Annotated in this window: 20 protein-coding genes and 1 pseudogene; 7 read left to right on the top strand and 14 right to left on the bottom strand. The window is 36.7% G+C overall.

Features of this window, described 5'->3' with window-relative positions; genetic code table 11:
* Window positions 1-43: 43 nt before the first annotated feature.
* Window positions 44-187 (bottom strand): hypothetical protein, encoded by a 144-nt coding sequence (locus KJ849_05765; GenBank protein MBU2600061.1) that lies wholly within the window; start codon window positions 185-187, stop codon window positions 44-46.
* A gap of 149 nt (window positions 188-336) precedes the next feature.
* On the opposite strand from KJ849_05765, the gene KJ849_05760 reads away from it, so the two are divergent.
* The 7 genes from KJ849_05760 (at window position 337) to KJ849_05730 (ending at window position 8,452) form a co-directional block, all read left to right on the top strand.
* Entirely contained in the window at window positions 337-987 is a 651-nt protein-coding gene (locus KJ849_05760) for a hypothetical protein (GenBank protein MBU2600060.1), read from the top strand.
* 341 nt (window positions 988-1,328) lie between these two features.
* Window positions 1,329-1,622, top strand: a complete 294-nt coding sequence (locus KJ849_05755; protein MBU2600059.1) for a flagellar biosynthesis anti-sigma factor FlgM — start codon at window positions 1,329-1,331, stop codon at window positions 1,620-1,622.
* Between the two features lie 346 nt (window positions 1,623-1,968).
* Complete coding sequence (locus KJ849_05750) at window positions 1,969-2,562, top strand: TetR/AcrR family transcriptional regulator (protein ID MBU2600058.1); 594 nt, start codon at window positions 1,969-1,971, stop codon at window positions 2,560-2,562.
* Window positions 2,559-3,830 (top strand): TolC family protein, encoded by a 1,272-nt coding sequence (locus tag KJ849_05745; GenBank protein ID MBU2600057.1) that lies wholly within the window; start codon window positions 2,559-2,561, stop codon window positions 3,828-3,830. The genes KJ849_05750 and KJ849_05745 overlap by 4 nt, the downstream gene beginning before the upstream one ends.
* A 2-nt stretch (window positions 3,831-3,832) precedes the next feature.
* Entirely contained in the window at window positions 3,833-4,939 is a 1,107-nt protein-coding gene (locus tag KJ849_05740; GenBank protein ID MBU2600056.1) for an efflux RND transporter periplasmic adaptor subunit, read from the top strand.
* 44 nt (window positions 4,940-4,983) lie between these two features.
* Window positions 4,984-5,364 carry a four helix bundle protein gene (locus KJ849_05735; GenBank protein ID MBU2600055.1) on the top strand — a complete coding sequence of 127 codons (381 nt, stop codon included), beginning with the start codon at window positions 4,984-4,986 and terminating at the stop codon, window positions 5,362-5,364.
* Between the two features lie 16 nt (window positions 5,365-5,380).
* Entirely contained in the window at window positions 5,381-8,452 is a 3,072-nt protein-coding gene (locus KJ849_05730; GenBank protein MBU2600054.1) for an efflux RND transporter permease subunit, read from the top strand.
* Window positions 8,453-8,587: 135 nt separating this feature from the next.
* On the opposite strand, the gene KJ849_05725 is transcribed toward KJ849_05730, so the two are convergent.
* The 13 genes and pseudogenes from KJ849_05725 to KJ849_05665 all read right to left on the bottom strand — a co-directional run bounded on the left by KJ849_05725 (window position 8,588) and on the right by KJ849_05665 (window position 20,285).
* Window positions 8,588-8,917: a hypothetical protein gene (locus KJ849_05725; GenBank protein MBU2600053.1), complete on the bottom strand. Its 330-nt coding sequence runs from the start codon at window positions 8,915-8,917 to the stop codon at window positions 8,588-8,590.
* A gap of 40 nt (window positions 8,918-8,957) precedes the next feature.
* A pseudogene (locus tag KJ849_05720) lies at window positions 8,958-9,207 on the bottom strand (Txe/YoeB family addiction module toxin).
* Window positions 9,179-9,388 carry a prevent-host-death protein gene (locus KJ849_05715; GenBank protein ID MBU2600052.1) on the bottom strand — a complete coding sequence of 70 codons (210 nt, stop codon included), beginning with the start codon at window positions 9,386-9,388 and terminating at the stop codon, window positions 9,179-9,181. Before KJ849_05715 ends, KJ849_05720 begins: the two are co-directional and overlap by 29 nt.
* 99 nt (window positions 9,389-9,487) lie before the next feature.
* The gene (locus tag KJ849_05710; GenBank protein ID MBU2600051.1) at window positions 9,488-10,645 is read right to left on the bottom strand and encodes an LL-diaminopimelate aminotransferase; all 1,158 of its coding nucleotides are present in this window, start codon (window positions 10,643-10,645) and stop codon (window positions 9,488-9,490) included.
* A gap of 207 nt (window positions 10,646-10,852) precedes the next feature.
* The gene (gene dapB / locus KJ849_05705; GenBank protein MBU2600050.1) at window positions 10,853-11,650 is read right to left on the bottom strand and encodes a 4-hydroxy-tetrahydrodipicolinate reductase; all 798 of its coding nucleotides are present in this window, start codon (window positions 11,648-11,650) and stop codon (window positions 10,853-10,855) included.
* Between the two features lie 116 nt (window positions 11,651-11,766).
* Window positions 11,767-12,642: a 4-hydroxy-tetrahydrodipicolinate synthase gene (dapA, locus tag KJ849_05700; protein ID MBU2600049.1), complete on the bottom strand. Its 876-nt coding sequence runs from the start codon at window positions 12,640-12,642 to the stop codon at window positions 11,767-11,769.
* A 159-nt stretch (window positions 12,643-12,801) separates the two neighbouring features.
* Window positions 12,802-13,722 carry a diaminopimelate epimerase gene (dapF, locus tag KJ849_05695; protein MBU2600048.1) on the bottom strand — a complete coding sequence of 307 codons (921 nt, stop codon included), beginning with the start codon at window positions 13,720-13,722 and terminating at the stop codon, window positions 12,802-12,804.
* The gene (gene lysA / locus KJ849_05690; protein ID MBU2600047.1) at window positions 13,719-14,987 is read right to left on the bottom strand and encodes a diaminopimelate decarboxylase; all 1,269 of its coding nucleotides are present in this window, start codon (window positions 14,985-14,987) and stop codon (window positions 13,719-13,721) included. Before lysA ends, dapF begins: the two co-directional genes overlap by 4 nt.
* Window positions 14,988-15,331: 344 nt before the next feature.
* Window positions 15,332-15,829 (bottom strand): type II toxin-antitoxin system VapC family toxin, encoded by a 498-nt coding sequence (locus tag KJ849_05685; protein ID MBU2600046.1) that lies wholly within the window; start codon window positions 15,827-15,829, stop codon window positions 15,332-15,334.
* 108 nt (window positions 15,830-15,937) lie between these two features.
* Window positions 15,938-17,245, bottom strand: coding sequence for a 30S ribosomal protein S12 methylthiotransferase RimO (rimO, locus tag KJ849_05680; GenBank protein ID MBU2600045.1), 1,308 nt, complete (start codon window positions 17,243-17,245; stop codon window positions 15,938-15,940).
* A 254-nt stretch (window positions 17,246-17,499) separates the two neighbouring features.
* Window positions 17,500-17,907: an NUDIX hydrolase gene (locus KJ849_05675; GenBank protein ID MBU2600044.1), complete on the bottom strand. Its 408-nt coding sequence runs from the start codon at window positions 17,905-17,907 to the stop codon at window positions 17,500-17,502.
* Between the two features lie 39 nt (window positions 17,908-17,946).
* Window positions 17,947-19,107, bottom strand: a complete 1,161-nt coding sequence (locus KJ849_05670; protein MBU2600043.1) for a tetratricopeptide repeat protein — start codon at window positions 19,105-19,107, stop codon at window positions 17,947-17,949.
* A gap of 224 nt (window positions 19,108-19,331) precedes the next feature.
* Complete coding sequence (locus tag KJ849_05665) at window positions 19,332-20,285, bottom strand: integron integrase (GenBank protein MBU2600042.1); 954 nt, start codon at window positions 20,283-20,285, stop codon at window positions 19,332-19,334.
* Window positions 20,286-20,690 lie beyond the last annotated feature (405 nt).

Here is a 20,690-nt window from a genome sequence, read left to right as displayed (position 1 = left end):
GATTGCATATAATAAAAATAATTGAGAGCTGATGCCTGAAGGCTCAATCCAACTTAAGCTTTTTATCATTAGCGGTAATTATAGTTACACCCCTATCTTTCTTAAAGACTATTTCTACCCAATCTAATTCTCTGATGGCCAAACTGGTAAGTGGCATTTTAAAATATATGGTTGGTTTTATCTTCAAAAATAATTCATCAGGACTCAGCAATTTTAATTATGAAAATCACAAGTTATTGAATAGGTGGATAATTATAATCACAATACAAGACTCAAAAGTTTAAACTATAAAACACCTGTTCAATATCTAAAAGAAGAAAGGAGTTAGGAGTCAGAATGAAAACACCTGTATGTAGTTTTCAAGGTTTAATCGTGTGGCAAAAAAGTTCGCTTGTCTGTGAATTGGGCAAAGGTGACGGAAAAATCGCCGACATATTACAAGGGATAATGAAAAGATTACTACTTGCTTTAATCCTCTTAGGAAGTATTAGTTGTTTACCTTTTTTTACTTACGCCGGAGAAAGTTCAAGTACTGGCGTAGGTTTCCAAGTTACCCCTTCGGGTATTTCAGGTATTAGCATTAGGCATTGGCATACTCCAAAGATAGGCACTCAACTTCTTCTCGGGGGTTGGCAAGAAGGAAATGACTATAATATTAACTTTGGCTTTGGGATGCTCTATAAAGTAAGGGATAAGGAAAAGATTGATGCGTATTTTAGCCTTGGAGGAGGTGGATATAAAGATATAGAGAAAGAAGGTGCTAACACTAAAGAAATTTGGGAAGCCTATGGAATCCAAGGAGTTTTTGGGGTAGAATTTTGGTTTGGCAAAACGAAAGAGTGGGAAGATTTAAAATTAAATTTAGAAGTAGGGGTGTTTGGAGGAAGAGATAGAGACGAATATATAGAGAAAAATAATCTCCAATGGCTTGAAAAGAAGTCAATTATAGGGTATGGAATTGGATTGGGTGTTCACTACTATTTTTAATTTGGATATCAAAGATGAATGATCGTATCGTGGTTATTGGTCATAAAAAGTCAAATACAGACTCAGTTGTTTTAGCTATAGTAGTTATTAACGAAAACTAGACATAGGAAATAATACCGAGCAATAAAAGATAAACTTGTTTGCCCTCAAATTAATTTAAGATTTAATTTTAAAAGATATAATGCTTTTTATTAAGTTTTAAAAAGTAATTACCGATATTATTATTAACAATATTATTCAGACAAAATTCAGACAAAAAAGATTTAATTAAAGAAAATTTAAAAATATTGCTAAAGTTTTTTACCTTTTTAGCCGATTAAAGAAGTAGGAGGTTTCTACCGATGTTAATAGATCCTATTGGAAGACCAAAAGAAATTACAAAATCTACGCCAGCAGCTAAAAAAGAAGCTGCTCCAGAGGCAAAATCCATGGGCATGGATGGAGTTAGTATCTCCCAAGAAGCCAAAAGTCTCTCAAGGAAAGAAAAGATTGAAAGTAAGATCAGAGCTGTTCCTGATGTCAGGGTAGAGAAAGTAAGAGAAGCCAAAGAAAAAATAGCTGAAGGTGTCTATCTCCAGGAAGCAATAGCTGAAAAAATAGCTGAAAAATTAGCGGAACGAATAATTAAGATATAAAATTTATATAATTGGTAAATATACAAATAAAAAAGAGGGTAATATCTGCCCTCTTTTTTATTTGTATAAACCTGCTGTATTTGTCTAAAAAACCTAATCTTTCTACCTTAACCCCACATTTAGAGCATCTTATCTTTACCTTCTCAAATCGCAATATTGTTTGATACCTTCATAGATGGATCTTGCTTCTTGTGGTCATGAAATAGGCTTGCTTAAGACCTCATTGTTATAATGGTCGCGGGTAATCAAAAGCAAGAATTACCTTGACAATTTACTGAATTAGGCTAATATTAAAATAGAACGGACAAGTCCGTTTTATTTTAATATTATCTTAAAGGAGATGACTATGGAAGGGCATATCTCTTCTAAAAAACGAGAAAAAACCGAACAAATCCTGCAAGCAGCTATGGCTATCTTTTCAAGGGATGGCTACCATAAGGCAGATGTGGATGAGATAGCTGTAACGGCTGGGGTAGGCAAGGGCACGATTTATCGTCATTTTGAAAGCAAAAAAGGATTGTTTCTTGCTGTGGTAGAATGGGGTATCTCTAAAATAAAGGATATCATTATGGAAGCAATTAAAAACATTGATTCCCCTATTGAAAGAACAACACAAGCAATCTCTACCTACTTGAAATTCTTTGAGACACACCGCGGATTCTATCGTGTTCTGATTCAAGAGATGACTGACTTTAGAGAAGAGGTTGGAAAGATATTCCGCGAAAAATACCTTCCCTATATACCATTAGAAGAAGATATCCGTAGAGGCATAGAAAAAGGGGTGATAAAGGATATCAATCCACAAACCGCAGCTTTTGCCTTGATTGGGATGACTAATGCTATCATCTATAAATGGCTGATGAGTGATGAGGATTATCCACTCACAAGTGAGCGGGATACCATCTTAGAAATTTGGTTTAGGGGGGTACTTAAGGAATGAAAAGATTGGTAATATTTTTTGGGGTTGTGCTTACTCTTATCTGTTCTACATGGGCAGGAACCAGTCCCTTAACGCTTGAACAGGGTATCCGGATAGCACTTGCTAATAACCACAGCTTGCAGGCAGCATCAAAAAGTGTAACCTCAGCTAAGGAAAAGATAAGTGAGGCAAAATCAGCCTTTTTTCCTACATTGGCCTTAAGTTCAAACTACACCAAATTAAATGAAGCCCCGTCATTTGCAGCAATAACTATAGGTAATGATGATATTTATGATCTTAAGGCTACCCTTCAACAACCACTTTTTACCGGAGGAAAACTTTCGGCTGGAAGAGAGATGGCTGAATATAGTCATAGGTCTGCTCAATATGAGTATGAGCGGGTAAAGCAGGAGCTAATATTAGCAGTAAAAAGTACCTATTTTGGCATCTTGAAGACATCGAAGTTTCAACAGGTTGCTACAGATTCCGTTAAACAAGTTGAGGCACACCTACAGATAGTCCATAACCTCTATAATGCGGGTATGGTAGCTAAGGTAGATGTGCTCAAGGCAGAAGTGCAATTGGCTAATACAAAACAAAATCTCATCAAGGTAGAAAATGCCGTTATCCTGGCTAAGGCGTTGTTTAATCAGATATTAGCACAAGACCAGAGTGCGTCTGTTGATGTAGTGGATATTCTGGAATTTACCCCATATCAAGTAAACCTGGATACCGGTATCAAAGAGGCATTAACGAAACGACCAGAATTAAAGCAGATAATGGCTAATATTGGTGTTTTAGCTCAAATAGTAAGACTATCTAAAAGCAACTACTACCCTTCTATGTCTATGATAGGGAATTATGATTACCAGAAGGGGGCAAAGCAAGGAAATGACTGGGAAAAAACATGGATGGCAGGAATTATGATAAATTATAACCTCTGGGACTGGAAAGCAAAAAGGTCTAAAGTCAACTCGGCAGAGGCTAACCTTGAGTCGCTAAAGGCCCAACAACTTGCCCTGGCTGATGCCATTACCCTTGAGGTTAGGCAGGCATATCTTAGCATGGAGGAGACTAAGAAAAACATTGATGTCGCCCAAAAATCCATTGGACAGGCAGAGGAAGGTTTGCGAATTACCGAGGAGATGTATAAAGAAGGTTGTGCAACCAATACAGATGTTTTAGATAGCCAAACAATGCTTACCCAGACAAGGACTAATTATTATCAGGCATTGTATGACTATAACTTAGCTCGGGCAAAGCTGCAAAAGGCAATGGGAGGAAAGTAATAATGAGAAATGCGAAATGGATGATAGTATTGGGATTGATTTTAATTGTTGGGTGTGCAAAACCACAAGATATGGAGACAAAGATAGAGGCAATTAGTGTTACTACTGCAAAGCCTGCTATCTCAGAAATAATCCTTACCACTACCCTGCAGGGGACTATCCTGCCTATTCGTGAAGCAAAGATTTCGGCTAAGGTTGGTGGAAAAATACTGAGAATCTTTGCTGCGGAGAATGACTTTGTCCAGCAAGGTGCTGTTGTGGCAAAATTAGACCCAACTGATGCCCAAATCAGGCTTTTACAAGCAGAAGCAGGGTTAAATACAGCTAAAGCAGGTCTAAAGCAGGCAAAAACAAATTTTGAGCTGACTAAGATAGAGTTTGATCGAGCCCAAAGGCTTAAAGAGACTGATTCTATTGCCCAAGCTGCTTTTGACAAGGCAAGCACAGGTTATAAGATGGCTTCTTCTCAGGTTGAACTTGCTAATGCTCAGGTTAATCAGGCTGAGACAGCCATTACTTCTGCCAAGCAAGGGTTAGGGGATACCAATATTACCGCTCCTATCTCCGGGATAATTACCTCAAAATATCTGAATGAGGGTGAGATGACAGGCCAGTCTCCAATCCTTGCCATTATGGATATCTCTACCACAAAACTTGAGGTGGCTCTCTCCGAAGACCTGATTACCAAAATTAAAAGAGACCAAAGTGTCCAGGTCTGGCTTGATGCCTATCCTGATAAGAGGTGGACAGGGATAATCTATTGCTTATCCCCGACTATAAATCCTCAATCCAGAACCTTTAAGACCACCATTTATCTTAAAAATCCGCAGGGTTTGCTCAAGCCGGGTATGTTTGCCAGATGCAGGCTTGAAGTAGAGAAGCATAGTAATGTGCTTTGTCTTCCTCAAGGTGCAGTCTTTAATCGTGGCCTGGATAATTACCTTTATGTAATTGAAGCAAATAAGGCTAAACTGAAACAGGTTAAATTAGGTATTCAGGACTTAGAAAAAGTGGAAATTACAGAAGGATTAAACATGGCTGATGAGGTTGTTATTCGTGGGGTAGAAAACTTACAGGATGGCTCGTTGGTAAAGGTAACAAAGAAGTAACTACTCAGTAGCAAGAATTCAGAATTCAGAATTTAGGAGACAGAATGAGAGAGCCTGCGTGTAGTTTTCAAGACTTAATCGTATGGCAAAAAGCCCATCAGTTTGTTCTGGGCATTTACATCTTTACGAGAAAGTTTCCTAAAGAGGAGATGTATAGTTTGACATCTCAATTTCGGAGATCGGTAGTTTCAATTCCCGCAAATATTGCCGAGGGATTTAAGAAAAGAGGTAGGGCGGACAAGGTTCGCTACTTAAATATAGCTCAAGGGTCATTAGAAGAGTCTCGTTATTACTTAATCCTGACTAATGATTTGGGGTATGGTGATTCTTCAAAACTATTGATACTACTCGAAGAGGTCAGCAAATTATTAGAAACTTACTCTGGGGCTATTCTGACTCCTGAATTCTGTATTCTTGCTGCCTGAGAGGAAATAAATAACAATGAACATTCCTGAATTATCCGTCAAAAGACCAGTTTTTATGTTAATGGTGATACTAATTATCATCATCATCGGCATAGTCGCCTTTTTTAGATTAACTATTGACCTTATGCCCAAGATAGATTTTCCACTTACCACGGTTATTACTAACTATGAGGGGGTTGCACCAGAGGAGATAGAAGAGGCAATTACCAGACCTATTGAAGATGCTGTTTCTACTGTTTCCGGGGTAAAGAAGATTTCCTCTACTTCACAAGAAGGCGTTTCCTTAGTTGTAGTAGAGTTTAACTGGGGAACAAATTTGGACGCGGCCACAGAAGACCTGCGAGAAAGGCTATCAGTTATGAAGGGTTTCCTGCCGGAGGAGGCGAAAGACCCTATGGTTATCAGGATGGACATCGGTGCTATGCCTATCATGGTTTTGACCATTTCAAGTCTTCGCGACCTGGCCCAATTAAAGGAGTTAGCTGATAATGTTATTGTTCCCAGAATAGAAAGGATCAAAGGTGTGGGGCAAGCAATGGCTATGGGTGGGCTTATTCGGGAGGTATTGATTGAGGTTGATGCAGATAAACTTAAAAGCCGAGGAATTTCTCTGGCTGAAATAGCTCAAAAATTGCGTCTGGAAAATATGAATAAGACCTGTGGCAAGATAATCAAGGGACCTACAGAATACACCTTCCGAGCTATTGGCGAGTTCAGTCAGCCAAAAGAGATGGAAATGATAATTGTTGGGATAAAACAAGATAATCCCGTCTATCTAAAGGATATAGCCGAGGTAAAGGATACCTTTAAGGAGCAAAGGGGTTATGGCAGATTAAAAGGCCAACAAACAATAGGCATAATTATTCGTAAGGAAGCAGATGCTAATACCGTTGCGGTTAGCGATGAAATCTTGCGGCAAATACCGATAATTGAAGGGTATCTACCTCAAGATGTCCAGATACACAAGGTCTTTGAAGTAGCCAAACAGATAAGAAGCACCATTAACTCTACCAAATGGAGTGGCATTGAAGGAGGCATCTTAGTGATTGTTGTTCTTTTCCTGTTCTTGCGCTCTTTTAGGCCAACTCTCATTGTCTCTTTAGCCATCCCTTTCTCCATTGTTACTGCCTTTATCCTGATGTATTTTAGAGGGTTCACCATTAATATTATGACCTTATCCGGGCTGATTATTGCTATGGGCAGGCTGGTAGATGATGCTATTGTGGTTATTGAAAATATCTTTCGGCATATAAGTACAGGTAAAGATAGGCAGGAGGCGGCTATTGTTGGCGCAAATGAGGTTTTTATGCCCATAATTGCCTCCACCTTGACTACCGTAGCGGTTTTCTTTCCATTAGTCTTTGTGACAGGTGTGGCTGGAGAACTATTCAAAGCCTTTGGTTGGGTAGTTGCTTATGCCTTATTTGCCTCGCTCTTTGTAGCGGTTACTCTTACCCCAATGATGTCTTCGAAGATATTAACCGCCACTACCGGTGAAGAAAAAGAAACAGGTTGGTATCATACCCTGCGAGAAAGATATGGGCAAATACTTTTATGGTGCCTTAATCATAAAAAGAAGGTGGTTGCATCTTCCCTGCTCTTACTTGTCTTAAGCCTTGTCCTGATTGCTTTTATTCCCCAAGAGTTTATCTCAAAATCTGATACAGGCTCATTTATGTCCCAGTTAAAAATGCCTGTGGGCACATCATTAGAAGAAACATCTAAGGCTGTCTCTTTTATGGAAAATAATATTCTGAAAATAGAAGGGATAGACAGTGTCTTTACTTTTACCGGAGTAAACTTGGCAGGAGGGGCACAGGCAGGTTCAATGGGAAAGGGTGAGGTATCTGGAGTCCATACGGCTATGATCATGGTCTCCTTAAAAGACCGCAAAGAAAGGAAGGTAACTGCTGATGATGTAACCAAAAGGATCAGGAAAATCGCCACCTCTATTCCTGGTGCTATTCTTGAAATCAATGATATTGGTAGTATGATGATGGGCGGAAAGGCTCCGGTTGAGGTCAAGGTGAGTGGTGAAGATTTGCCTACCCTCCAAAACATCGCCGAGGAAGTTAAAGATGAAATTTCAAAGATAAAAGGGGTAGTTGATGTAACGACAAGTATTCAGCAGGGAAATCCTGAATTTCAAATAATCTATGACCGCGAGAAGCTATCATCAGCAGGTTTAAGTGTGGCTCAGGCGGCAGGGGTAGTTAAAACCGCGGTAGATGGAGATGTCTGGACAAGGTTGAGACAGAAAGGGAAAGAGATTGATATCCGCATCAGACTCAAAGAATCACAACGAAAAAGCATTGAGGATATAGAAAATATTAGCCTTCCTACCCCCTTTGGAACACAGATATTACTGCGAGATGTGGCCAAGATTGAACAAGGAAAGGGTCCGGGGAATATCAAGCGACTTAATAAAAAGAGGTTAATTAGTATCACGGCTAATCTTTCTGGTCGTAAGTTGGGGGATGTAATGAAGGAGATAAAGACCGTCTTACCAAAGATACCTTTACCCCAGGGATATCTGATTGATTTTGGTGGTGAATATGAGGATATGCGGGGGACATTTCGTGACCTTGGCTGGATGCTTATCTTTGCTATTATCTTAGTCTATATGATTATGGCAGCTCAATTTGAATCCTTGATCCACCCATTGACCATTATGACCTCACTCCCCTTTGCCGCCATAGGTGTATTTTTGGCATTGTTTATCACCGGGCAATCATTAAATATCAGTTCATTTATTGGTCTCATTATGTTAGTTGGAATTGTGGTTACCAATGCCATTGTCTTAGTTGACTTTATCAATCAGCAGAAAAAGAAAGGATTAGAGACAAAAGAGGCTGTCCTCTCTGCCGCTAAGATTAGACTAAGACCCATTCTGATGACGGCCATTTGCACCTTCTTTGCCCTCCTGCCTATGGCTTTAGGACTCAGAGAGGGAGAAGAACAAATGAAAGGACTGGCTATTGGAGTTATGGGCGGCTTGACTACATCTACCATCCTCACCCTGATAATTGTGCCGATTGTCTATCTTATCTTTGATAACTGGGGGAAAAGGAATAAGGTAATCGGTTAAATGTTCAGCCGTCAGCCTTCAGCAATCAGCTAATAAAAATAACTGAAAGCTTAAGCTTTCTGCTGATAGCTATTTTAGTTGATAATATTTTAAGAAATTTGTTAGAATAATGAAGGTGGCGAATAATAAGGACATTTAATTACAAGAAAATAGGTAACTGGCACAAATCTGTTCGGCATTATCATTACCAATCTTCCACATCATTTCCTTTTCTGTGCTAAGGCCATCCCATCTCATTCCTGTGCTTTGGTCGCTTGTGGCGGCTATTAAACCATGCCGTCCGCTATCATTCACATAAAACACTATGCCACCACCGTAGGATTCGCCTATGTAATGAGCAGAAGCGGATAAGTCAGATGCCTTCGCCCCTGCTCCTGTCTTGCCCTTATCCTTTTCAAAAACCACGATCAAAAACATCACTATCCCTAAAACAATACCTACCTCTATCTTGTGTCGAGTAGACATCTTTTCAACCTCCTCTTTGCCATGATTAACTCTGTTGTTTTCAGTAATGATATCTGCAAGCCAAAATTCTGATTATAGACAAGTCGATGTTCTTGATCAATGCGTCTGGACCAACAACCAGATAGTTCATGCTTCAGCTTCTCAGGCTGTCCTGTTCCTTCAAATGGATTCCGCTGAATATCTTTGATCAAATTGATAATCTTTAGAGCCTTCTTACGGTCGTTTTCAACCCACCAGGCAAAATCTTCAAATCCTGCAGGGTCAAATTCCAAGTTTTTTGCAAGCCTCATCAAAAGGTACCCCTTCTTGGCGTTTTTTGGCCTTCAAAAGACGTTGTTTCATAGTCTCACTTTTTAAAAGATATGCTGTCTCTCTTTCGGATTCAATCTCACGCCAAAGTTTAACAGGAACGATTACATCTGTAAGATCGCCTTTTTTATTAGAGATGTACCGAATAGCTGTTTTACTCATTTTCTCACCACCTTTTTATTTTGTAATCTCCATTATATTAAGTCAAATTTTCATTAAAAGATGCAATCTGGAATATTTACAATACACTTACCTTAATCTTCACGAAAGCTTTTTTAGTCTTTCTATGACTTCTTCTAACTTAAATTTATCTGTAGTTAAAGCCACTCTAATATAACCTTCTCCGTATTTCCCAAATCCAATACCAGGAGTGGTTACAATACCAGCTTTTTCTAATAAAGTTTTACAAAGCTCTGAGGAAGTATAACCTGAAGGAACACTAATCCAAACATAAAAGGTCGCTTCAGGCTTTTTAGTCTTCCAATTAAATTTATTAAGTCCATCAACGATCACATCTCTTCGTTCTTGATAAGTGAAACGTAGTTTGTTCACAAAGTCTGAGGTATCATTTAAGGCAACCGTGGCGGCACATTGAATAGCTTGAAATACCCCAGAATCTAAGTTACTTTTAACCTTAGCTAAAGCTTCAATAATCTCAGCCTTACCTACGACAAATCCTATGCGCCAACCAGCCATACAATAAGTCTTAGAAAGAGAGTGAAACTCCACGCCTACCTCTTTAGCTCCTTCTATTTCTAAAAAACTAAGTGGTTTTTGTTGGTCAAAATAAATTTCACTATAAGCCGCATCATGGGCAACTATAATCTTATATTGGTCCGCAAATTTTACTATTTCTTTAAAAAATTCCTTATTAGCTACCGCTCCGGTAGGATTATTTGGATAATTTAAGAAGATTAACTTAGTTTTTTTTAAGATAAATGGATCAATATTTTCTAAGACGGGTAAAAATTCATTTTCTTTTAATAAAGGAAGATGATAAGGTTCTCCTCCCGCAAGGATAGTGGCGGCTTGATAAACAGGATAACCAGGGTTAGGAACCAAGACCACATTACCTGGATTAATAAGGGCTAAAGGAAGATGGCCAATTCCTTCCTTAGAGCCGATTAAAGGTAAAATTTCTTTTTCTGGATCTAAATTAACACCAAACCTTTTTTGATACCAATGAGCAATAGCTATTCTTAAACTTAATAAACCATAATTGGAAGGATAATGGTGATTTTCTTCATTTTTTAAGGCTTCACTTAAGGCATTTACTATAAAATCAGGTGTTTTTTGGTCAGGATCGCCGATACCCAAATCAATTAAGTCTGCTCCTTTTTTTAAAGCTTCATTCTTTAATCTATCGATCTCTACAAAAAGATAAGGGGGTAGCTCTTGGATTCTTTTAGCTTTTTCTATAATAAAGTTGTTATTCAAGTATATCCTCCTAAATTTCCCAGGCTTGTTTTTCTCAAGATGATTGACTCCTTTTAGTTAATTAGAATTCAAAGAGCTTATCTTAGCACGCAGACGAATGGCTTAATTATATTTCTAAAACATCATTCACATTATAAAGGCCAATAAAGAAATGTAACCGAGAGGCTACCATCTTTGGTCTCTATCTAATTATATTCCTAAAACATCATTCATATTATAAAGGCCACAAGATTTATTAGATAACCACTTAGCTGCCTTAAGAGCACCTTTGGCAAAAGTCATTCTACTATGAGCTTTATGGATTAATTCTAAACGTTCTCCTTCGCCAGCAAAGATAACATTATGTTCTCCTACAATATCTCCCCCGCGCACCGATAAGATTCCAATCTCTTCTTCTTTTCGCTCCCCTACCAGACCTTCTCTTCCGTAAATGCCTACTTTTTTTAAGTCTCTATTTAAAGATAGAGCAACAATTTCAGCTAATTTTTTAGCCGTACCAGAAGGAGCATCTTTCTTGTGATGGTGATGGGCTTCTAAAATTTCAATATCAAATTCAGGGCCAAGAATCTTAGTTACTTCTTCAGTAATCTTAAAGAGTAAGTTTACTCCTATGCTCATATTTGGAGAAAAAACCACCGCTATTTTTTGAGAACATTCCTTAATTTGAGTTATTTGGTCATCACTAAGCCCAGTAGTACCTATGACCATCTTTTTTTGATAACCATAAGCATATTTTAAGTGCTCTATAGTAGCTTGAGGTGTGGTAAAATCAATTAAGACATCGCCTTCTCCGATGATTTCTTCTAAATTATCGGCAACGATTAAACCTGTATTTCCTATGCCCGCCAAGATACCAATATCTTGGTTAATATATTTATGTTCTTTTCTTTCTACTACACCAGTAAGTAGTAATTCTGGATCTTGATAAAGAGCCGTAATAATACTTAAACCCATTCTTCCTGCTGCTCCAGTAACTATTATCTTCATCGCTTACTCCTTTCATCCTTATTAGGAACATAATTTCAGGTAAAAAACCCCCGACAAATCAATCAGTTCCTAGGGGCATTTATAGCAATTTTATGTCAAATTATGATTAATAAGGGCTAAGTTAAACCATAACTGGAGAGAACTTTTTTAATCCGTTCCTTATTTTCTTCCCTTAAAGTAACTAAAGGTAATCGGACTTCAGGAGATGAAATCTTGCCCATTTGATACAAAGCTTCCTTTACAGGAGCAGGGTTAGTCTCGATAAACATATTGTGACAAACAGGAAGTAGTTTATAGTGAAGCTCTTGGGCGCCATGAATATCTCCAGAAAGATATTTTTTAATAAGGAGTGCCATGTCCTTAGCCACGATATTAGCGGTTGCGGAAATAACCCCTTTCCCGCCAATAGATAAGAGGGGCAAGATTAAAGAATCTTCTCCAGAAAGTAAGGTTAAATCATTATTACAATGGTCAATAATAGCACTAGCTTGATTTATCATGCCAGAAGCTTCTTTGATGCTGACAATATTTTTAATTTGAGAAAGTCTTTTAATGGTAAGAGGTTCCATATTTACTCCTGTTCGAGAAGGAACATTATAAAGAACAATAGGAATATCTACTGCTTCCGCTAAATATTTAAAATGTTCATATATTCCTTCTTGAGTAGGCTTGTTATAGTAAGGGCAAATAACTAAAGCTCCATCTGCTCTTACTTTCTTGGCATAAGTTAAGAGTTCTAAGGATTCTTTGGTGTTATTAGAGCCAGCTCCAGCAATAACTGGAACCCGTCCATTAACTTTTTCTACCGCAAATCTTATCATTTCCTTATGTTCTTCAAAGGATAAGGTTGCAGACTCTCCCGTAGTTCCACAAGGAACAATACCATCAGCTCCTTCTTTTATTTGCCATTCAATTAAAGAAGCTACTTCCTTATAATTTATTTCTCCATCTTTAAAAGGAGTAACTAAAGCTACTAGACAACCCTTCCACATAAATTTCCTCCTCAATTAATTATATTTTGTAATCGTTCAGCTATCAGTTATCAGTTTTATTAGAAATAAGTCCATTAAGACAAGAGAAAGGGTGTTTTGTCAGACACGCTACTGCCTGATTTTATTAGCTTTAGCTGACTGCTGATAGCTGAACGATTACTATATTTCAAGATTAGGATTTTTAATCTTTCCTTCGTAAACTACAGAAACAGGACCACTCATACTTAAATTAGTTATTTGAGAGTCTTTTTCTTGAAAGTCTATGGTAAGATATTCTCCTCCAGCTGTTTTTACTTTTACTGGAGGGTAAGTTAACTTTAATAAATAACCAATGCAAGCAGAAGCCGCAGAACCAGTTCCACAAGAAAGAGTTTCGCTTTCTACCCCTCGTTCATAAGTCCTAACCTCTATATTTTCCTTGTTTATCACCTTAACAAAATTAACATTTGTCCCTTTCGGAGCAAAATCTTGGTGAAATCTAATCTTTTTTCCTAAGCTTTCTACATCCACAGAGCTTATTTCTTTGAGAATTAAGACGGTATGAGGAACTCCGGTATTAATATGGTGAACTAAAAGAGAAGAGTCCTCTAATTTAATCATCTTGTTTAAGATTAAACTATTAGGATTATTTAAGTTAATCTTAACTTCATTATTAAAAACTTCTGCTCTGATCAAGCCTGCTTTAGTTTCAAAGACCATTTTAGGCTTAGCGACAGAAGATAACGTGGCAAACAAAGCTGCGCATCTGGCTCCATTTCCACACATTTCTGCTTCACTGCCATCACTATTGATAATACGCATCAAAAAGTCTGCTTTTTTGGAGTCTTCAATAATGATCAGGCCATCTGCTCCTATGCCTGTTCTTCTTTGGCAAATCTTTTTTACCCAGGCAGGGGAAAGATTTATCTCTTTATTTTTATTACTAAAGACAATAAAGTCATTCCCACTTCCTTTGCCTATTATTTTTTGGCAAATCTTTTTTACCCAGGCAGGGGAAAGATTTATCTCTTTATTTTTATTACTAAAGACAATAAAGTCATTCCCACTTCCTTCCATCTTTAAAAAATTTAAAGTTTTCATAAGCTTCTCAATATCCCATCGCTTAAAAATTCTTCCTTAGCCACTAAATCTTCATAAGTTTCTCGATGGCGAATGACAAAGTATTCTTTATCTTTAACTAAGACCTCAGCTGGCCTTCTTCGAGAGTTATAATTTGAAGACATCGAAAAACCATAAGCGCCGGTGTCAAGGATCGCTAAATAATCTCCTCTTTTTAAAGGCGACATGTTTCTATTTTTAGCTAAAAAATCTCCACTTTCGCAAATTCCTCCTACCACATCCACTTCTTCTAATACTTGCTCATTTTTTTGTTCTAAAGGTATAATGCGGTGATAGCTGTCGTAAATAGATGGTCTTATTAAATCGTTCATGGCGGCATCTACCACCACAAATTTTTTAGTGGGAGTTTTTTTGAGATATAAGACCTTAGAGACAAGGATGCCTGCCTCTCCTACAATGGAACGACCTGGCTCTAATATTAATTTAAGATTTCTTTTTTTAAGAATAGGGATAATTTTTTTACTAATATCTTTAATCTTAGGAATTTCTTCTTGGTGATACTTAATCCCTAATCCACCACCCACATTTACATAGCTAAGGTTAATATTAACCTTAGAAAGCTTTTCTACCAATTTCACCAGCTTCTTTAAGTTTTCCACCAAAAGCCCAGCAGTAGTAATTTGAGAACCAATATGAGCATGGACGCCTAAAATGATTATATTTTTTAACTGAGAAGCTTCTTGATAAACATCTAAAGCTGAATTAACATCAATGCCAAATTTACTTTTGGCTAATCCGGTAGCAATATAAGGATGAGTAAGAGGGTTAATATGAGGATTTATTCGGATCGAAATATTTACTTTTTTATTAAAATTACAGGCGATTTTATCGATAAGATATAATTCATTCTTGCAATCCACATTAATCATAAATATATTACAGCTAATAGCATATTCCAAATCTTTTTCACTTTTTCCATTGCCATTAAAGATAATCTTTTCAGGGGAAACTCCTGCTTTAAGAGCTTTAAAGAGCTCTCCATCTGAGACTACATCGGCTCCACTTCCTAAAAGAGCTAAGGTTTTGCAGATCGAGAGATTAGAGTTAGCTTTATAAGCATAGCAAATAAGAGGATCTATCTCTTGAAAAGCCTCTTGATAATTTTTAAAATTTTCCACAATTTGATGATAGTCATATAAATATAGAGGAGTACCTATTTCTTTAGCTACTCTTTCTATCGCTACTTGATTACAAAAAAGTTTTTCTTTAATATATTTTATACTCATAATACACTTATAATTCTTTCCTTTATTTTACTTAAATCTAAATGATTTTTGAGAAAAGACAAGTTAGCCTTGTTTCTTCTGCAATCTCATTAAACAATGATTTCTAAGTGTTTAAATAACTCAGACTAAAGCTCCAACAGACCATTAAATACCAGCCAAAAATCTAGAGTAATCGTCGTAAACCTGCTGTTATGTGCTGTTTGCCTAATAGCTCTGCTTTAGTCACTACTTGTAATCCATGAGATATTTGTTTTTCTCTAAGTCTCTCACAAAGCTGATCAAGATCATAGTTACACTCCCTCCACAGATTCTCTCGTGCTGTGCGAACTTCATGCACTATTGGATCACTCCACTTCATTCTCTTCACCCCCTGACAGAAGCTCCTCTGGAGTAACGATTACCGGCGTTACTCGTGATGTTTTCAACTCAAACTCTTTTAGCTTGCTTATAATCAACCCATTTGCCAAATGCGAACAATTCCATGTCAAAAGATAATCTATTTCGTATTCTATAGCAAAACTTAAATGTAAAGCGTCTAATTCTGCAAGTTTTGGCAGCTTAAGAAATTTTACCAATTCACGAGCCAGATTACGAACTGCATCTGACATATCTAAAATAGCAAGATTACTAGTAAATGATTCCCGCTTTTTGGCTGCTTCTGGATCTCCCCTCATAATTTCTTGTAGAACTATTTCGGAAATGTAAAGTTCATAGTTTTTCTGCTGTGATTCCCACCAATCCCAAGTAATTTGTTGATGTGCCTGAACTATAATATCCCGACTGGAACGTGCAGCCAAATAGCTCAAAATAGTAGTCTCGATATAAAGTGTTGACTTTTCCAATTATAATTTTTCCTCTCTTGACTTTAATCAGTCCTGCTATTACTCAGATCTGCATCTTTCCTTCTTGTCAGCCTCTTATCATTAGTAATGAAAGAACTTAAATTTAGACTAGCTTATACTTCTACCGATTAAATCATATTCTTTAGAACTTATTATCTCAACTTCTATAAATTTAATTAATTTATTTATTTTTTCAGGAATGATTACTAAGCCATCTATATCTGGGGCATCATATTTACTTCGAGCATAGGTAACTTTATCTTCTACCTTCTCTATTACTACCTCCAGTCTTTTTCCAATCTTGTTCTTTAACTTTTGAGAGGAGATCTTTTGTTGAACTTCCATAAGGTGGCAAAATCTCTCCTCTTTAACTTGCTCAGAAATTTGGTAAGGCATAGAAAAAGCTTTGGTTCTTTCTTCTTTTGAATATTTGAAGACTCCTAACCGGTCAAATTCTACTTCTTTCACAAAATCAACTAACTTCTTAAAATCTTCTTGGGTCTCTCCAGGAAAGCCAACCATAAGAGAAGTCCTTAATGTTAACTCTGGAATGACTGTTCTTAACTTTTTTACCAATGCTCGAATTTGTAAATTAGATATTGGTCGATTCATTCTTTTAAGAATACTATCTTCAATATGCTGTAAAGGTAGATCAAGATAAGGACAAATCTTCTCTTCTTCTCTAATTACAGAAATTACCTCATCCGTAAGATGATCAGGATGAGCGTACATTACCCTTATCCATTTAATAGAGTCTATTTTAGCTAATTCTTTTAAAAGGTCAACTAATTTGCCTTGACCATAAATATCTGTTCCATAAAAAGTAGTATCTTGGGCAATTAAGATAATCTCCTTTACCCCTAAATAAGCTAAATTTTCTACCTCCTTGATGATTGAAGTAATTTTACGACTTCTATATTTTCCTCGTAGTTTTGGAATAAGACAATATGAACAGTTGTTGCTGCATCCTTCGGCTATCTTAACATAAGCAGTAGAACTAAGGGTAGTGAGAAACCGTGGAGTATGATGGGAATAAATAAATCTTGGGACACCAAGATGAATCTTTTGAGAACTACTAAGAATATTAGCAATTTTATAAATTTCACCAGGACTAACCAGATAGGCAAGGTCAGGAAATTCTTTTAAAAGTTTATCTTTATCTCGAGCTACTAAACAACCAGCTACAATTACCTTTTTATTCTTTTTTAGTTCTTGATTAATAACCATCTTGGCTTCATTAACAGCAGGTTTAATAAAAGCACAAGTATTGATAATAAGGATCTCAGCTTCATCTGGATTGAATATGATTTCATGCCCTGCTTCTTTTAATATCCCAAGCATTACTTCAGTATCAACTAAATTCTTTGAACAGCCAAGACTTATCACGGAAAGCTTTTCTTTCCTTTGGCTTCTCATTTTTAGGTCTCCTTGACTTATCTTTTGGTGAACAGCTAAGATTTACATGGCTAACTACAGTATACCTTAAATTCCCGAATTTCTATAACTATAAGGTTGGTAACCAGTTGAAAATAAAGAGAATTAACCCTTTCATAATTATAATTCCCGTAACCGTTTACCCAAGTGAAGAGCCTTTTTTGTAACTCATTGAAATTCATTTCAAATTTGCAATGAAGTTTTTTTAAATAACACTTCAGTTGGCTGAAGTGTTACTAATTCCCTTTAAATTTCATATAATCCTCTAAAATCTTTTTATGATCAAAAGCTATCTTCTCAGGAAGCTCATTAATCTTAAAAATTCCTATTTCTTTGGCATCAGAAGCTGCTTTAGGCACTCCATAGGCTTGGGCAGTAAAAACTACCGAAACAATATGAGCTCTTTTATCTCGGTTAGGTTCCGAATAAGTATGCAATTGGCCAATTAGTTCTACATCTAGGCTAGTTTCTTCTCTTGCCTCTCTTGTTGCTGCGGCTTCTAAACTTTCTCCATAATCTACAAACCCTCCTGGAATTGCCCAGCCATAAGGAGGATTTTTACGCTTTATTAAAATAATCTTCTCTTCTTCAAGTTCAATAATAATATCTACCGTTAGATAAGGAGTTTTAATCCCCTTAAGCATTTGGCCTCCATGTTTAAACTCTTTAAAATTTACTAAATTTCAAGGAAAAATAATAGGCATTTGAATCTTTCTACCATCGACCAACATAAACAATTGAACAGATCTTTTCTTTTCAGAAAGAACATCTTCTTCTATGAATATTTGGTAAGATAATTCTTCTTGGTAGCCTAAAGAAAGAGGTAAAAATACTTTAAAGTCGATCATCTCTCCTGCTTCTATCTTAGAAGTAGGATGATTGGCGACAATACCAATTAAATTATTTTTACAAAAAATTTTCGCTTCTACCCTGGGGGTGTAAACACAAAAAAAACCTGTGTTTTTTAATCTTCCTTCTATGTAAAAAATTTGTTCACTCTTGTCTTTTTTCCACCATCCTTTGATAGAAGTTATCGTTAATTCTAAATTATCTCCCGTTTTGGTAACATTACTTTTGATCTCTCCTTCGATCTCTCTTTTTTCTTTTTCTTCTTCTCTCGAGATTACTTTAGGTGGAGAGAAAGGTAGAGAGAAAATTTCTTCCTCTGCAAAGGCTACTTCCTTTTCCTCTTCTAATATTTCAGCATAACTCTTTCTTGCTTTTGACCTTTTTTCATCTTTAGACTCTTTTGGGTTTAATTCTTCTAAAGGGACTACCTTAGGGATCTCCTTAAATATCTCTTTTTTTTCAGTCCTATTATTCATCTCGGTTGAAAAAGATTTATTTTCTATCTGGGGGTTTTTAAGCTTCTCTATCTCTTCCTGCATTTCTTTTAAAGCCCCTTTAATCTTCTCGTAATCTTCTTCTTTTCCTGAAGGCTCTTTCTCTGAGAGCTCTTCGAGTTTTTCCGTAGCATCTTTTAATCCGCAAATTACTTTTAATATACGATAAGCATCCTTATCTTTAGGGTCAATTTGCATAGCTTTCTCTAAATTCTTTATCGCTTCAGCATAATTATTCTGCAAACTATATACTACCCCTAAAATCCTATAAGCTTCACTATATAACGGATCTAACCTAATAGCCTTATGAAGACATTTAGCAGCCTCTTCGTATCTTCCATTTAAACCATAGACTAACCCTAATTTATAACATGAAATAACTTCATCTTTGATAACCTTTTCACCTTCTTTAGAAATTTCTTCCCCTGATTTTTGGGCATAACTATAACTAAAGAAAGTAAAAAAACTACTTAAGAAAATCAAAATAGTAATTTTCTTCATTAGTTTAACCTGCCTAAAGATTTAATTTTAATGTTTTTCTAGATGTGAGTCAATAAAATACTTACTTTGTCAGTAATGGGTTAGTCATGGGTAGAAAAGTTAGTTTATGCCCAACGAAAACTGGTTTACGAAAATTTTAGAAGACATCAGACTAAAAACCTTGCCAGTCTTGAGTCTATGGTCTAATGTCTTGTTAGTTTTAGTGTGGTAATTTATGGAAGATACTATAATATATCCAACGGACTTCGTACTCCCATCCCGCCCTTATTGATGACATGGGTATATATCATTGTTGTAGAAACATCCTTGTGGCCGAGCAATTCCTGAACCGTTCGGATATCATATCCTGCTTCCAATAAGTGTGTATCAAAACTGTGTCGAAATGTATGAGGGCTTACTGGCTTTAAGAGACCAACTGTACGAACAGCATCATAGACTGCTCTTTGTAAGCCACTTTCATTGAGATGATGTCGCCGCATCTTATCGCTACGGGGATCCTTAGATATTTGATTTGATGGAAAAACATATTGCCAACCCCATTCCCTGCCGGCATTAGCATATTTCCTTTCTAACGCAAAAGGCAGATAGACTTCTCCCATGCCCTTTTGGAGGTCCTCCTCATGCAGAATCTTAACCCGACGCAGATGTTCCAAGAGAAGCGGTTTCAATTGTTCAGGTAGCATAGTTGAACGATCTTTCATTCCTTTTCCCTCACGCACAATCAATTGATTTTGTTCAAAATCAATATCCTTAACTCGCAAACGAACACATTCCATAAGCCGCAGCCCACAACCATAAATGAGTTTTGTCATCAATCCATAAGTGCCTGATATTGCTGCCAGAACACGGCTAACCTCTGCTTTAGTCATCACCGTCGGTAATCTCTCCGGCTTTCTGGCTTGCTCTATATGACCAAAATCACCTAACTCAATCCGAAGAACATGTTTATAGAGAAAGACAATGGCATTAAGAGCTTGATTTTGGGTACTTGCAGCAACCTTCTGATTAGCTGCTAAGTAAGAAAGGTACTGGGAGATTTCCTTCTCTCCCATATATTTTGGATGACGCTTGTTATGGAAAAGGACAAATCGCTTTATCCAATCAATATATGCCTGTTCTGTCCGAATTGAGTAATGCTTTTTACGCATCACATCACGCGTTTGCTCAAGCAGATTCATAATCAACCCCTTTTTCAGTATTTTCCAATTTCAATATTATACTCATCAGTCGTGATTATAGGCTATTTATTGAACAATTGCAAGAAAAAATCCGTTTTGCAGTAAAATAAAAACCGCAGATAGGCAGTATAATCATTTTTCAGTATTTTCTGGTTTCAATATTGAAATTGTGCTTGACGGTATTCCTTAGTTAGTGCTACAATTTTATATGCTGTAACCTATGATGCAGTAATATAATACTGCTAATAGGCAGTATAACCCTAGGTTATGCTTAAAAAAGCTATACTGATTTTATTATTTTGTGAGGTTGAAATATTGGGCGTCTGGAAACCTTTAAGAAAATTATACTTCAAAGCAACCGATTTTACTCATGGCATTCAAGGACAAGAGGAAAAAATTCTTGAT

This window comes from bacterium, assembly GCA_018830565.1.
Lineage (GTDB): Bacteria > UBA9089 > JAHJRX01 > JAHJRX01 > JAHJRX01 > JAHJRX01.
The sequence above is the reverse complement of the archived record's forward strand: the minus strand, read 5'-3'. Positions and strand labels throughout refer to the sequence as shown.